Below are 13,520 nucleotides of genomic sequence, written 5' to 3' on the forward strand. Positions count from 1 at the left end.
CTGGCTACTTTTGCTGGGGCTCTTCAACGCCCTCTTCTTCGCTGCCTGCCGTGAGGCGCCGCTTGGTCATGATCGCGATGGCCACCAGCAACCCCATTGCCACGGCGGCAAAGACCACCAGGCTCCAAGGAAACGGCTGGGACGCATCGACCACCGGAGCCGGGGGCGGGGTGACTCCGGGCTGAGCCGTGCCCATGTTGGGAACGGCACCGGCCGCCGTCGAACCGGACGGTGCCGAACCGGCAGGTGCCGACCCGGAGGGTGCTGACCCCGCGGCGGCGGTTGCCGTGAAACCGAAGGTACCCTCAATGGGGTGGGAATCCGAGCTGGCCACACGCCAGGTGACCGTGTACTCTCCCGCGGGCGCGCCGGCCTTGAGTTTTTGGGAGGCCACATTGTCCACAATTTCGACGGCGCCGTCAGCCCACTCCGCGCCGGCGGCGTCCTTCACCAAGAACTGCGCGCCGATGCCCAGCGGATTCCTGTTGAACGTGACGGAGACCTTCTCCGGCGGCGTGGCCACCGTGGCTCCCTGGGCGGGGCTGCTGGATTCGGCGGCATCGTGCGCAGAAGCCGGAGCCGTCACCCCCAGCAAGGCGGCGGCTGCGACGAATATTCCGAGCACTACGCTCAGCAACTGGTGGCGGATGGAACGCATGCGTGGACTGCTCCCTCGTGTTGGCTTCCTTACAGACTAGGCGAATTTCCACGGCCGCCGCCCGGACGCCGCATAGGATTCAGGTACCCCAAAGACTCCCCGGAGGACTAATGCTTAAGCAAGGCTCTGCCCTGGACCGGTACTTCATGATCACTGAACGGGGGTCCAACCTGTCCCGCGAGATCCGCGGCGGGTTCGCCACTTTCTTTGCGATGAGTTACATCGTGGTGCTGAACCCCCTCATTCTCTCCGGCGCAGACTCCAACGGCACCACGCTCGGCTTTCCAGCCGTGGCCGCCGTGACCGCGTTGGTTGCGGCCATCCTGACCATCCTGATGGGGGCCTGGGCCAGGCACCCCTTTGCACTGGCGACCGGCCTGGGCGTCAACGCCTTTGTAGCCGTGACCGTGGCCACCAACCCGGGCCTCACCTGGCCGGACATGATGGGCCTGGTTGTTATCTCCGGAGTCACCATGCTGATCCTTGTCCTCACCGGCTTCCGGACAGCGGTCTTCAGGGCCGTCCCGGACGGCCTCAAGACCGCGATCGTGGTGGGCATCGGCCTGTTCATCGCCCTGATCGGACTGGTGAACGCGGGTTTTGTCCGCCGCATCCCCGATGCTGCCGGCACCACCGTGCCTGTGGGCCTGGGCTTTGACGGCAAGCTCCTGGGCTGGCCCACGGCGGTGTTTGTGTTCGGCCTGGTACTGACCATCGCCCTGGTGGTCCGGAAGGTCAGGGGAGCCATCCTGATCGGCATCATCACCTCCACCGTCATCGCCGTGATCCTGGAAATGACCCTGCACATCGGTCCCAGCTTCGATGGCAAGACCTCAAACCCCCAGGGCTGGTCGCTGGTGGCCCCTACATTCACCGGATGGGCCGCCCCGGACCTTTCCCTGATCGGCAAGGCCAACCCGTTCGGCGCCTTTGAACACCTGGGCTTCGTGGCCGCCACGCTGCTGGCTTTTGTGATCCTGCTGAGCATCTTTTTTGACGCGATGGGCACGATGGTGGGCCTGGCCAACGAGGCCGGCACCGTGGACAAGGAAGGCAACATCCCGGACGTTGACCGCGTGCTGCAGGTGGATGCCCTGGGCGCCATCGTGGGCGGCGGGGCCTCCGTATCCTCCAACCAGATCTACGTGGAAGCCGGAGCCGGAATCGGCGAGGGTGCGCGTACCGGTGTGGCGTCGATTGTCACCGGCCTGCTGTTCCTGGTGGCCATGTTCTTCACCCCGCTCATCAACCTGGTCCCGTTCGAAGCGGTGGCGCCCGCCCTGGTGGTGGTGGGCTTCATGATGGTGTCCCAGGTGGGCAAGATCGACTGGCAGGACTGGGGAATAGCGATACCGGCGTTCCTGACTTTCACGTTGATGCCGTTCACCTACTCGATCGCCAACGGCCTGGGCGCCGGCTTCATCGCGTACGTCCTGATCCGTACGGTCCAGGGCCGGATCCGCGATATCCACCCCCTCATGTGGGCCGTGGCCGCCGCGTTCCTGCTTTTCTTCGCGGTGGGACCAATCGAGGCCGCGCTGGGAATGTAGCTTCGCTACACGGGCGTATTGGGGGCCAGCCCCTCGTCACCCGATTCCGCCAGTGCCCGCCGCTTGCGGAGCCGGTCCAGCCGGTTCATGAGCGGCGAAGTGGTGGCACCATGGATCACGATGGACAGTGCCACCACCAGTCCCACGAAGGCCCAGAGCCAGTCAGCCTGCCCGGCGAACTGGCCTTTTCCCAGCGCATAGGAAAGGTAGTAGAGGGAGCCGATTCCGCGGATCCCGAAGAACGAGAGCGCAACGCGTTCCCGCGGGCCCGTCTTGCCGCCCAGCAGGCCCACCCAGCCTGCCAGTGGCCGCACCAGCAGCAGGAACGCCAGCCCCACGAGCAGCTCAGGCCAGCCAATATCGGCGAGCAGGCCGCGGGCAATGGCTCCTCCCAGCAGGACCAGGATCACCACGGTCATCAGCCGCTCGAGCTGCTCCACGTAGGAGTGCAGCACCCGGTGGTAGCCGTGCGTGTGCTCCGCGGCCCTGATGGTTACCGCACACACAAACACGGCAATGAACCCATAGCCCTCGATCATTTCGGTGAGGCCGTAGGCCAGGAATGTCGCGGCCAGGGCAACGAATCCCTCCGAATGGTTGGACAGCCGCATGCTTTCCTTCCGCGTAGAGAAGAACAGCCGCGCCAGCACCTTGCCCGTGCCGAACCCCAGCAGCAAGCCCACCCCCAGCCGCCACAACACATCGATCCCGAACCACTCCGGAAACCACTCCGACGGCGACGCCCCCGCAACGCTGACGGCCATGGCCAAGTACACAAAAGGGAAGGCCAGGCCGTCGTTCAGGCCGGCCTCGGACGTCAGGCCAAACCGGACCTCATCCTCTTTGTCGGCCTCATCGTCCCGATCCGCCGGTTCGCCCACCTGCACCTCGGATGCCAAGACCGGATCCGTGGGCGCCAGGATGGACGCCACCAGCAGGGCAGCACCCAATCCAAGGCCAAGGAACCAGAGTCCCAGCAGCGTCGGGGCTACGATGCACAGGGGCATGGCAATCCCCAGGAGCCGCCAGGTGGTGGCCCAGCGCTTGCGGCCCACCGGCCGGTCAAGGGCCAGTCCGGCGCCCATCAGGGAAATGATGACGCAGACTTCTGACAGTCGGAGGGCAAGATCGCCGTGGGCGATCGGATCCGGATCAGGCAGTGTGGGGACCAGCGAAAAGGCCGCCATGCCGGCCCCCAGGAACACCATAGGCATGGAAAACGGGGCGTTGCGCAGGAGTTTCGGCAGGATGGCGGCCACAAACACTGCGGCACCCGCTGCGGTAAACAGGATGCTGGGGGCTTCAAACATTTGATCCACCATAGCCCGGTGCGGCCGTCCACCGACATGCGCTGAGGTCAATTCCAAGTTCCGGAATTCCAGACAGGACGACGACGGCGCTGCTGGTTTTCGCTGCGGCCACGCGGTGAGCTTGGACCATGGCCCTACCCGCGCTCACCGTCGATGTCCCACCGCAGCCTTGGACGGGCAGGTTCGACGGCGATGGCCGGGAGCACCGCCGCTGGTGGCAGGCGGTGTCGCGCTATGCGCCCGGCAGCACTGCGTCCTCCGCCCCAGCAGGTCTTTCAGCCCTTCCGGCATCCCGCCCGGCTGTTCTTTTGGGGTTTGCCAGCGACGAAGGCGTCCGCCGGAACAGGGGCCGTCCCGGCGCCGCCCTGGCCCCGACTGCCCTCCGCGCCGCCCTGGGGCCGTTGGCGTTCCACCTGGACCGGACGGTGTCCGATGCCGGGGATGTTGTGGTGGCCGGCGGTGCCCTGGAAGCAGGGCAGGCCCGTGCCGGGCTGGCCATCACAGCAATGCTCGACGCCGGCCAGCTCACCGTGGTGCTCGGCGGCGGCCACGAAACAGCTTTTGCCAGTTATCTGGGACTCGCCGGATCCGAAGCGATCCGCGCTGGCAAACGGCTGGGCGTCCTGAACCTGGACGCGCACTTTGACCTCCGCGATGAACCCGTGCCCAGTTCAGGCACACCGTTCCTCCAGATGGCGGCCGCGGAAGCCGCCGCCGGGCGCGGACTCCGGTACGCCGTCGTCGGGATTTCCGAGCCCAACAACACCGGAGCACTGTTCAGCACGGCGGAACGGCTGGGCGTGAGGTATCTGCGGGATGAGGACTGCACTGCGGAGCGCACCCGGGCCTTTGTGGATGACTTCATCGCCGGCGTGGATGTGCTGTACCTGACCATCGATCTTGACGTCCTGCCGGCATCGGTGGCTCCCGGGGTTAGCGCGCCCGCAGCCTACGGCGTCCCGCTCCCGGTCATCAGCGCGGTGTGCCGGCAGGTGGCGGAAAGCGGAAAGCTGTTGCACGTGGACGTGGCCGAGCTGAATCCGGCGTTCGACGTCGACGGCCGGACCGCCACGGTTGCGGCGCGGCTGGTGAACACGGTGTTGCGCTAGGTCCGGGCAGGTTCGGTTCCAACAACGCGGCGAAAAAGCTAAGCAGGCTGTCTAATAGAGTTCATGGACAGCTACCAGCGGAGCAACTGGCCGGCATGAGATACCTACGAATTACTGCGGCACTGTTGCTGGCATCGTCATTGGCCCTTGCGGGCTGCGGCACACCCTTTCCCGCCGATCCCTCCGGAACCCTCGAGCGGGTCACGGAGGGCACGCTGCGGGTAGGGGCCAGCGCAAACGGTGACTGGGTGAGGATTTCTTCCGGGAACGGCAGAGGGCTCCGGGACGAAGACGTCCAGGGCAGCGAGGCCGAACTGGTACGGCGCTTCGCTTCGAAGCTGGGAGCCGGGATCGAATGGGTTTCCGGCACGGAATACGTACTGGCCGAGGACCTCAAGCGCGGGAACCTGGACCTGGTGGTCGGCGGCCTTGACGACAAGACGCCGTGGGCAACGCATGCCGGACTGAGCCGCGCCTACGCGGAGTCCCGTGATGGCCACGGCTCCCTGCACAGGCACGTGATGCTGGTTCCCATGGGCGAGAACGCGTTCCTTCTCGAGCTGGACCGGTTCCTGATGGATGCGAAGGAATCACGATGACGGCTGTGAGGAATGGCGGGGTTGCCCGCTTCGGCCACACCGAACTCCCGGACGAACAGCAGGAGGCCCTCCGCGGTGCGGTGAAGATCGAATGGATCACCATCGGCTTCCTGGCCGCGTCCACGGTCCTGGTCTTCGCGGTTTTGGGCAACTCCCAGGCAATGAAGGCCGCCTGGGTGGAGGACGTCCTGTCATTCCTTCCGCCATTGTCCTTCCTGCTGGCTGCCCGCGTTATCCGCAAGCGTCCCAGCGAGGAACATCCCTACGGCTACCACCGCGCCGTGGGCATCGCCCATGTGGTTGCGGCAGTGGCCCTGACGGTGATGGGCGCGTACCTCATCGTGGATTCGGGCATCGGGCTGCTGGGCAACGAGCACCCTGCCATCGGCGGTTTTGACTTCTTTGGCCAGACCATCTGGCTGGGCTGGATGATGATCGGCGCGATGATCCTCACCGCCGTCCCGCCCATCTACCTGGGCCGGGTCAAGATGAAGCTTGCCGAAAAGCTCCATGACAAAGTCCTGTACGCCGACGCCGACATGAACAAAGCGGACTGGATGACGGCCCTTGCCGCCGCGGTGGGCGTGGCCGGCATCGGCTTCGGCGTGTGGTGGGCCGACTACGCGGCGGCCCTCCTCATCTCCGCCAGCATCCTGCACGACGGCGTCCGGAACACCCGCGCCGCCATCTCAGCGCTGATGGACAAACGTGCCCGGACGTACGACGACGCCGAGCCGCACCCGATCGGACACCGGCTGGACGAGTACCTCCGCGGCCTGGACTGGACCCAGGAGGCGCAGTCCAGGATCCGCGACGAAGGGCACGTGTTCCATGTGGAATCGTTTGTGGTCCCCGCCGGTGGACGGATGCCCAGGCTGGAGCAGCTCGAGGCTGCCCGCGAGGCCTGCATCGGGATGGACTGGAAGATCCAGGACATGGTCCTGGTCCCGGTGGCGGAGCTGCCGTCCGAATTCCTGCCCGGACCCACGTCCGGCGGGGAACGCTGAGCTGGCCGCTCAGGCGGTTTTTAACACATAGCGCCGCTCGGGCCGTCCCGCACCGTACTTGAGCCGCACCTCCAGCACTCCCTCGTCATGCAGGTATTCGAGGTACCTGCGGGCGCTCACGCGGGACGTTCCCACCTGGACGGCCACTTCGGCAGCGGAGAGGTCGCCGTCGGCCGCTTGCAGTGCCGTTTCCACCTGCTTGAGTGTTTCGACGCTGCAGCCCTTGGGCAGCGGCCGCTCCGTGCGGTCCAGCCCGAAAACCCGGTTGACGTCTGACTGCTCCGCCACCTCCTTGGAGGACGCCAGGCTCTGGTAGGCGCTGCGGTAGTGCTCCAGCCGTTCCTGGAGGTCCGTCTGCGAGAAGGGCTTGATCAGGTAATGCACAATCCCGCCCCGCAACGCCTTCCGCACGGTTTCCACCTCGCGTGCCGCACTGATCACCAGGACATCCAGTTCCGGGGCAACTTCGCGCAGTTTCTGCATCAGGTCAAGGCCGTTGATATCCGGCAGATGGATATCAAGCAGCACCAGGTCCGGCTGGAGGCGGGCGGTTTCCGTGACCGCCTGCGCACCCGTGTGGGCCGCTCCGACGACGGTGAACCCGGGAGTGCGCTGGATGAACCCCGCGTGGACCTTGGCCACCATAAAGTCGTCATCAATGATCAGGACTTTGATCATGGCTGTGGTCTCCCTCTTTTCAGCCGTGCGGTGAAGACTGCTCCGTTGTCATTGGCAACCGTCAGGTCGCCGCCGCTTCGCCGGCAGACCACCCGCGAGAGCGCCAGCCCAAAGCCGCGGCCGCCCCCGGGCCCTGGCCGCTTGGTGGTGAAGCCCTGCCGGAAGATCTCCTCCGCATGGCTCCCGGCGACGCCGGGGCCGGTGTCCCGGACTGTTGCCATGACACTGTCCCCGTCCTCCCCGACCAGAACCCGGACGGATGCCTCCGCAAGTCCGGAGACGGCGTCGAACGCGTTGTCCACCAGGTTTCCCACCACGGTAGTGAGGTCGCGGGAAAGTGCCTCGTCAACCCGGCCCAGGGCCGAGTCCGGGTCAAGCTGGAGGGTCACGCCGCGCTCGGCTGCAAGGCTCGACTTGGCAATCAGGAGGGCAGCCAGCGCGGGGTCCTGGATCCGGCTGGTGACGTCATCGTTGAGCCTGGTCCTGTCTACAGTGGCTCCATTAACGAACTGCACCACGGAATCGTACTCACCGATCTGGATCAGCCCTGAGATCACATGCAGTTGGTTGGCGAATTCATGGGCCTGGGCGCGCAGGGTGTCGGTTGCCGTCCGGGTGGCTCCCAGTTCGCGCTCCAGGGAGGACAGTTCTGTGCGGTCGCGCAGCGTGGTGACGGAGCCGATGTCCCGGCCGCGCGAACGGATGGGAACACGGTTCAGTACCACCAGCCGCTCGCCCACCAGCACCAGTTGGTCCGGGCCTGGCTGATCGCGGGTAAGGACGGCCTTCAGTGCGGGGTCCACCGCGAGCGCCGCGATCTTCTTGCCTACGCAATCGGCCGGCAGCCCCAGCAGTTCGCGCGCGCTGTCATTGGCCACGGTGATGCGTTCGTGCGGATCGAGTGCCACCACGCCCTCCTTGAGTCCGTGCAGCATGGCCTCGCGGTTTTCCACCAACCCGGTAATTTCGCTGGGCTCCATGCCCAGGGTCTGCCGTTTCACCCGTCGGGCCAACAGGAGGGAGCCTGCAACGCCCAGCACGCTGGCCACTCCGAGGTAGGTGAGGAGGTTCGGCACGGCATCGCCCAGTCGCTCCAGCGTGGAAGGGTAGTTCCGGCTGATGGACGCGATGCCGATCATCTTTCCGGCGTCGTCAAGAACGGGTACGTGGGCGGACAGCAAGGCGGAGCCCCCTCCGTTCACCACGCCTGTCCATGAACGGCCTTCCATCACGCGGCTGGGGCCAAGCTCCATTGGCGTCCCCAGCAGTTGGGGATCGGATGCCGCCACGATGGTCCCCTCCAGTTTGGCCAGGGCCACATGGGACGAGCCGGATACGGTCCGGACCGTCTCTGCCACGGCCGGGAGGGCCGCCCCCACCCGCGGCTCTGCGTTGGGAAGAAGTTCGCGGACCGTGGGGTTGTTGCCAAGGGCCTCCGCGGCGGACAGCGCCCGACGGCCCTCGGTGCGTTCGAACGCCGCGGCCGACTGCGCCAGCGAAATGGCCACCACTGCCACGAGGACCGCGAGGACGATCAGCAACTGCAGAACCAGGTACTGCCCCGCGAGGGACATTCCTCTTCGTCGAGTCACTGTGGTTCTTTCCTCTGGTGGTCTGGCCTCTGGTGGTCAGGGTACCGGAACTATACCCCAGCACACCGATGCCCCCTGCGGCCCGGCGGGCGCTTGGCTTGGTCCGGTGGTACGCCGGAAACGTGAACGCAATGAACTTAACTTTCTCTGCGTACACAAGAGTGATGCCCGTCACTATGGGGCCTAGCATCAGATCACCAGTCAGTTTTGCTCATTTTTAGCGAGAAGAGGAACACCATGCGCCAGAATCGCGCATTGCGAATTGCCGCCGTCGCCGCCGGCATCGCCCTGATGGCCACCGGCTGTGGTGCCACCGGCGGAAGCTCCACGAATACCTCCAGCCCCGGCGCTGCTGCCGGCCCGCTGACCAAGCTCCAGATCATGGTCCCTAACACTGCAGGTGGCGGCTACGACACCACCGCCCGCGTGGCGGCCAAAGTCCTCGAAGACGAGAAAATCGCCACGAACCCCGAAGTCTTCAATCTGGCCGGTGCCGGCGGCACGGTGGGCCTGGCCCGCATCGTCAACGAAAAGGGCAACGGCGACCTCACCATGCTCATGGGCCTGGGCGTGGTGGGCGCGAGCTACACCAACAAGTCAGAGTCCAAGCTGACGGCCACCACTCCGCTGGCCAAGCTCATCGAAGAACCCGGCGCCATCATGGTCAACAAGGATTCGCCGTACAAGACCATCGATGACCTGGTCACCGCATGGAAGGCAGACCCCGGCTCCATCAGCGTTGGCGGCGGCTCCTCCCCCGGAGGCCCCGACCACCTCCTGCCCATGCAGTTGGCCGGAGCCCTCGGAATTGATGCCACCAAGGTGAACTTCGTGTCCTACGACGGCGGCGGTGACCTCCTCCCGGCCATCCTCGGCAACAAGGTGGGGTTCGCGGCCTCCGGCGCCGGCGAGTTCCTCCAGCAGATTCAGTCCGGCGAGGTCCGCGTCCTGGCTACCAGCGGCGAAAAGCGGCTGGACGGTGTGGATGCGCCGACCCTGAAGGAATCCAACATCGACCTGGTGTTCACCAACTGGCGCGGCATCGTGGCTCCTCCGGGAATCACTGACGACGACAAGGCCAAGCTGATTGCCGCCCTCGAAAAGATGCACGGTACTGATGCCTGGAAGGAAGCCCTTAAAGCCAACAGCTGGTCCGACGCTTTCCTCACGGGCGATGAATTCGCAACCTTCCTGAGCGAGCAGGACAAGCGGGTGGCGGACGTCCTCACGAAGCTTGGCCTGGCGTGAGCAATTCACCAACTTTAGCCTCCAGGCTCAAAGGCCGCTCCGAGCTGGGGGTAGCCCTCCTGCTCGGGGCGGTGGGCGTCCTCGTCCTCCTGGACGCCATTGCCCTGGTCACCCCCTACTCCCAGTCAGATCCGGTGGGGCCGAAAACCTTGCCGTACATCGTGGCCGGCCTGCTCATCGTCTGCGCCGTCCTGCTGGCCGTCAACGTGCTGCGCGGCGGACAGGGCGAAGCCGAAGGCGGCGAGGACGTGGATCTCTCACACCCCGCCGACTGGAAGACCGTCCTGCCGCTGGTGGGAGCCTTCGTGGCCAACATCCTGCTGATCGACTGGGCCGGTTGGGTGATCTCGGGAACCATCCTGTTCTGGGGCAGCGCATGGGCCCTGGGCAGCCGGCACTATGTCCGTGACGGCCTGATCTCCCTGGCCCTTTCCGTCCTCACCTTTTACGGCTTCTATCTGGGCCTCGGCATCAACCTGCCGGCCGGTCTCCTGAAAGGGATCCTCTGATGGATGTCTTCTCCTCCCTCATGGACGGCTTTGCCACCGCCCTGACCCCCATGAACCTCCTCTACGCCGTCATTGGCGTGATCCTGGGTTCCGCCGTCGGCGTGCTCCCGGGCTTGGGCCCGGCCATGACCATTGCCTTGCTGCTCCCGGTCACCTACGTCCTGGAACCCACCAGCGCCTTCATCATGTTCGCCGGCATCTACTACGGCGGCATGTACGGCGGCTCCACCACTTCCATCCTGCTGAACACACCAGGGGAATCGTCTTCTGTTGTCACTGCCATCGAGGGCAACAGGATGGCGAAAGCCGGCAGGGCCGCCCAGGCCCTTGCGACGGCAGCCATCGGCTCGTTCGTGGCCGGCACCATCGGCACCGCCCTGCTGGCAGTCTTCGCACCGATCGTTGTGGAGTTCGCCGTCAGCCTGGGCTCGCCGAGCTACTTTGCCATCATGGTGCTTGCACTCCTGGCAGTGACCGCCGTCCTTGGATCATCTCGCCTCAGGGGCTTTGCCTCACTGGGCCTCGGTCTGGCAATCGGCCTGGTGGGCATGGACTCCGTCACCGGCCAGCGCCGCCTCACCTTCGGCCAGCCCCTGCTGGCCGATGGCCTGGACATCGTGGTGGTGGCAGTGGCTATCTTCGCGGTGGGCGAAGCACTTTGGGTTGCTGCCCATATGCGCCGCACGCCGTTGTATGTCATCCCGGTAGGCCGTCCCTGGATGGGAAAACAGGACTGGAAACGGTCCTGGAAGCCCTGGCTCCGCGGAACGGCGTTTGGTTTCCCCTTCGGTGCACTTCCGGCCGGTGGGGCCGAGATCCCCACGTTCCTCTCCTACGTGACGGAGAAGCGCCTCAGCAAGCATCCCGAGGAATTCGGCAAGGGCGCCATCGAAGGTGTCGCCGGGCCGGAAGCTGCCAACAATGCGGCAGCCGCCGGAACCATGACGCCACTGCTTGCCCTCGGCCTGCCTACCAACGCCACCGCCGCCGTGATGCTCGCAGCGTTTGTCCAGTTCGGCATTCAGCCGGGACCCCTGTTGTTCGCCAACGAGGGACCTCTGGTTTGGGCCCTGATCGCGAGCCTCTTCATCGGCAACTTCCTGCTCCTGCTCATCAACCTGCCCTTGGCTCCGATGTGGGCAAAAATCCTGCAGCTCCCACGTCCGTACCTGTACGCAGGCATCCTGTTCTTCGCCACCCTGGGCGCGTATTCGGTGAACCTCCAGGCCTTCGACCTTGTGCTCCTGTTGGCCCTCGGCGCGCTGGGCTTCATGATGCGTCGCTTCGGGCTCCCCGTGCTGCCGCTCATCCTCGGAGTGATCCTTGGCCCGCGGATCGAAGGCCAGCTGCGCAAGAGCCTGCAGCTCAGCGCGGGTGACCCCGCCGGTCTCCTGAGCGAGCCGATCGCCGTCGTCATCTATATCATTCTGGCGATCATCCTCATGTGGCCGTTGCTGTTCAAGCTGATCCGCCGCAACCGTCCCGCCAGCCTCCTGACCGCAAACTCCCCGGGTGGGTCCGAACCGACAGAGGCGCGCGGCACTGTCAGCCATGGCAGTCACCGGGCCGACCGAAAGGGCGACGGCGGCCATGAAGGCGACGGGGCGACGGTGACTAGCGGGACTGAACTGACCACAGATCACTTAGATAAGAAGGAGCAACCATGACGATCGTGGTGGGATACGTCCCCACACCAGAAGGAGAAGCGGCGCTGACCCAGGCCATTCTGGAGGCCCGGAAGAACAGCACCACCCTGCTGGTCATCAACTCGTCCAGGGGCGATGCCCTGGTGGACAACAGATACGCCCAGGAGCCGGAGATCCAGAGCATTGAGGACCGCTTGGCGACCCAGGGAATAGACCACGTGATCAAGCAGCCGGTCCGTGGGCATGACGCGGCAGCGGAGGTTCTCGATGCCGCGGAGGAGCACAATGCCGACCTGATTGTGATCGGCCTGCGCCGCCGTACGCCGGTGGGCAAGCTGATCATGGGCAGCACGTCCCAGCGCATTTTGCTGGAGGCGGACTGCCCGGTATTGGCGGTCAAGGCTGGTTAGACCGCCGGCTCCGAATGATCCGGGGCTTGTCCGCAAATCCCCGCCTTCCAGGCGGGGTCCTGCGGACAAGCCTTGGATTTTTCGTTTCCGGGAACATCCTCACCCCTGAAGCGGACGCAGTCGCACCGCCTGCTGGCCGCCGTCGACGGCTATGGAGGTACCCGTGGTGGAGCCCGAGAGGGGGCTCACGAGGTAGGCCACGGCACCGGCCACCTCATCCGCGGTAACCAGCCGGCCGTGGGGCTGGCGGGCCGCAAGGGCCGCGCGCTCAGCAGCCGGATCCGCGGCAGTGTCCAGCAGGCGGGAGATCCAAGGCGTATCCGCCGTCCCGGGATTGACGCAGTTCACCCTGATACCCTCACGGAGGTGATCCGCGGCCATGGCCCGGGTCAGGGACAGCACGGCACCCTTGGTGGCCGAGTACAAGGCCCGCCGCTGGAGGCCGGCAGTAGCGGCAACTGAACAGACGTTTACGACGGCGGCACACGGAGACTCCCGCAACGCAGGCAGCGCAGCCCTGCTGACTCGGGCCATGCCCACCACATTAACGTCCCACACCCGGTGCCACTCGTCGTCGTTGTTGTCCTCCACTGTGCCCTGCGCGCCAATGCCGGCGTTGTTCACCACAATGTCCAGCCGGCCAAACTGCGCAAGGACAGCGCCGACGGCGGCACGGACGGAGGCGTCATCGCTCACGTCACAAATGGCATGGAAGGCGCCCGGCGCCGATCGGCCTGTGTGGCGGTCCAAAGCTGCCACCTCTGCGCCAAGGGCCTGAAGCCTCCGGACTATTGCATCGCCAATGCCGGAGGAACCTCCTGTCACGATGGCCACCAGGCCCTGCAGCTCGCTCATCCCCGGGCCCCACCCTTTTCTTTTGACGTGAACCGTTCTCCATTGATGGTGCGCGGAGGACGGAAGTGGATCAAGAGGGGAAGGATTTAGGTGGAGGGACGAAATTTCCGCGGAGACGGCCGCTGCCCGGGACCTACAAGGATAACGTTTTCCTAACGGCGAGGCGAATGTCTGCATCAGGAAAGAAAACTCTGCGTAAGGTCTTGAATGTGGGGCCCATCACGTGACATTATCAGCAGCGAGGATAACGTTTTCCCCGAAGCCCGAACTTGGAGCACCGGGGCGGCAGGCCAGTTGCCGGACGGCACATCCCGCAACAGTCTCCACCAGCAAGAAATACCACAAGGAA

The 13,520-nt window shown here is 65.4% G+C and carries 13 protein-coding genes; 8 read left to right on the forward strand and 5 right to left on the reverse strand.

The features are described from left to right. Positions 1 to 4: 4 nt before the first annotated feature. Positions 5 to 658, reverse strand: a complete 654-nt coding sequence (locus QFZ30_RS18180) for a copper resistance CopC family protein (protein WP_307078599.1) — start codon at positions 656 to 658, stop codon at positions 5 to 7. 110 nt (positions 659 to 768) lie between these two features. On the opposite strand from QFZ30_RS18180, the gene QFZ30_RS18185 reads away from it, so the two are divergent. Continuing rightward, the gene (locus QFZ30_RS18185; protein ID WP_307078601.1) at positions 769 to 2,208 is read left to right on the forward strand and encodes an NCS2 family permease; all 1,440 of its coding nucleotides are present in this window, start codon (positions 769 to 771) and stop codon (positions 2,206 to 2,208) included. Positions 2,209 to 2,213: 5 nt separating this feature from the next. Here QFZ30_RS18185 and QFZ30_RS18190 read toward each other — a convergent pair whose 3' ends face one another. Next, entirely contained in the window at positions 2,214 to 3,518 is a 1,305-nt protein-coding gene (locus QFZ30_RS18190; protein ID WP_307078603.1) for a cation:proton antiporter, read from the reverse strand. A 128-nt stretch (positions 3,519 to 3,646) separates the two neighbouring features. On the opposite strand from QFZ30_RS18190, the gene hutG reads away from it, so the two are divergent. The 3 genes from hutG (at position 3,647) to QFZ30_RS18205 (ending at position 6,233) form a co-directional block, all read left to right on the forward strand. After that, complete coding sequence (gene hutG, locus QFZ30_RS18195) at positions 3,647 to 4,627, forward strand: formimidoylglutamase (protein ID WP_307078606.1); 981 nt, start codon at positions 3,647 to 3,649, stop codon at positions 4,625 to 4,627. Positions 4,628 to 4,722: 95 nt separating this feature from the next. Further along, a complete protein-coding gene (locus QFZ30_RS18200) occupies positions 4,723 to 5,226 on the forward strand; it encodes an ABC transporter substrate-binding protein (protein ID WP_307078608.1) in 504 nt (167 codons plus the stop codon). Further along, positions 5,223 to 6,233 (forward strand): cation transporter, encoded by a 1,011-nt coding sequence (locus tag QFZ30_RS18205; protein ID WP_307078610.1) that lies wholly within the window; start codon positions 5,223 to 5,225, stop codon positions 6,231 to 6,233. Before QFZ30_RS18200 ends, QFZ30_RS18205 begins: the two co-directional genes overlap by 4 nt. Before the next feature lie 9 nt (positions 6,234 to 6,242). On the opposite strand, the gene QFZ30_RS18210 is transcribed toward QFZ30_RS18205, so the two are convergent. Both QFZ30_RS18210 and QFZ30_RS18215 read right to left on the reverse strand, forming a co-directional pair. Continuing rightward, a complete protein-coding gene (locus QFZ30_RS18210; protein ID WP_307078612.1) occupies positions 6,243 to 6,911 on the reverse strand; it encodes a response regulator in 669 nt (222 codons plus the stop codon). Beyond that, positions 6,908 to 8,485 carry a sensor histidine kinase gene (locus QFZ30_RS18215; protein ID WP_307080356.1) on the reverse strand — a complete coding sequence of 526 codons (1,578 nt, stop codon included), beginning with the start codon at positions 8,483 to 8,485 and terminating at the stop codon, positions 6,908 to 6,910. The genes QFZ30_RS18210 and QFZ30_RS18215 overlap by 4 nt, the downstream gene beginning before the upstream one ends. Positions 8,486 to 8,740: 255 nt before the next feature. Between QFZ30_RS18215 and QFZ30_RS18220 the strand changes: the two genes are divergently transcribed. Genes QFZ30_RS18220 through QFZ30_RS18235 form a run of 4 tightly spaced genes read left to right on the forward strand, consistent with a single transcriptional unit; the run spans position 8,741 to position 12,316 of the window. Then, on the forward strand, positions 8,741 to 9,751 hold the full coding sequence (locus QFZ30_RS18220) for a Bug family tripartite tricarboxylate transporter substrate binding protein (RefSeq protein WP_307078613.1): 1,011 nt from the start codon (positions 8,741 to 8,743) through the stop codon (positions 9,749 to 9,751). Beyond that, entirely contained in the window at positions 9,748 to 10,260 is a 513-nt protein-coding gene (locus QFZ30_RS18225; protein WP_307078615.1) for a tripartite tricarboxylate transporter TctB family protein, read from the forward strand. Before QFZ30_RS18220 ends, QFZ30_RS18225 begins: the two co-directional genes overlap by 4 nt. Beyond that, complete coding sequence (locus QFZ30_RS18230; protein WP_307078616.1) at positions 10,260 to 11,927, forward strand: tripartite tricarboxylate transporter permease; 1,668 nt, start codon at positions 10,260 to 10,262, stop codon at positions 11,925 to 11,927. The genes QFZ30_RS18225 and QFZ30_RS18230 overlap by 1 nt, the downstream gene beginning before the upstream one ends. Beyond that, complete coding sequence (locus QFZ30_RS18235) at positions 11,924 to 12,316, forward strand: universal stress protein (protein WP_307078618.1); 393 nt, start codon at positions 11,924 to 11,926, stop codon at positions 12,314 to 12,316. The genes QFZ30_RS18230 and QFZ30_RS18235 overlap by 4 nt, the downstream gene beginning before the upstream one ends. Positions 12,317 to 12,415: 99 nt before the next feature. Here QFZ30_RS18235 and QFZ30_RS18240 read toward each other — a convergent pair whose 3' ends face one another. Then, on the reverse strand, positions 12,416 to 13,171 hold the full coding sequence (locus QFZ30_RS18240) for an SDR family NAD(P)-dependent oxidoreductase (protein WP_307078620.1): 756 nt from the start codon (positions 13,169 to 13,171) through the stop codon (positions 12,416 to 12,418). Positions 13,172 to 13,520: the final 349 nt, after the last annotated feature.

It is taken from the genome of Arthrobacter pascens, from assembly GCF_030815585.1.
In the GTDB taxonomy this organism is placed as follows: Bacteria; Actinomycetota; Actinomycetes; order Actinomycetales; family Micrococcaceae; genus Arthrobacter; species Arthrobacter pascens_A.

Excerpts from the sequence above, each read along its gene's own strand:
- QFZ30_RS18230 (WP_307078616.1), top strand. The coding sequence starts at position 10,260 with ATGGATGTCTTCTCCTCCCTCATGGACGGCTTTGCCACCGCCCTGACC.
- QFZ30_RS18190 (WP_307078603.1), bottom strand. The coding sequence starts at position 3,518 with ATGTTTGAAGCCCCCAGCATCCTGTTTACCGCAGCGGGTGCCGCAGTG.
- hutG (WP_307078606.1), top strand. The coding sequence starts at position 3,647 with ATGGCCCTACCCGCGCTCACCGTCGATGTCCCACCGCAGCCTTGGACG.
- QFZ30_RS18185 (WP_307078601.1), top strand. The coding sequence starts at position 769 with ATGCTTAAGCAAGGCTCTGCCCTGGACCGGTACTTCATGATCACTGAA.
- QFZ30_RS18215 (WP_307080356.1), bottom strand. The coding sequence starts at position 8,485 with ATGTCCCTCGCGGGGCAGTACCTGGTTCTGCAGTTGCTGATCGTCCTC.
- QFZ30_RS18200 (WP_307078608.1), top strand. The coding sequence starts at position 4,723 with ATGAGATACCTACGAATTACTGCGGCACTGTTGCTGGCATCGTCATTG.
- QFZ30_RS18220 (WP_307078613.1), top strand. The coding sequence starts at position 8,741 with ATGCGCCAGAATCGCGCATTGCGAATTGCCGCCGTCGCCGCCGGCATC.
- QFZ30_RS18210 (WP_307078612.1), bottom strand. The coding sequence starts at position 6,911 with ATGATCAAAGTCCTGATCATTGATGACGACTTTATGGTGGCCAAGGTC.
- QFZ30_RS18235 (WP_307078618.1), top strand. The coding sequence starts at position 11,924 with ATGACGATCGTGGTGGGATACGTCCCCACACCAGAAGGAGAAGCGGCG.
- QFZ30_RS18205 (WP_307078610.1), top strand. The coding sequence starts at position 5,223 with ATGACGGCTGTGAGGAATGGCGGGGTTGCCCGCTTCGGCCACACCGAA.
- QFZ30_RS18240 (WP_307078620.1), bottom strand. The coding sequence starts at position 13,171 with ATGAGCGAGCTGCAGGGCCTGGTGGCCATCGTGACAGGAGGTTCCTCC.
- QFZ30_RS18180 (WP_307078599.1), bottom strand. The coding sequence starts at position 658 with ATGCGTTCCATCCGCCACCAGTTGCTGAGCGTAGTGCTCGGAATATTC.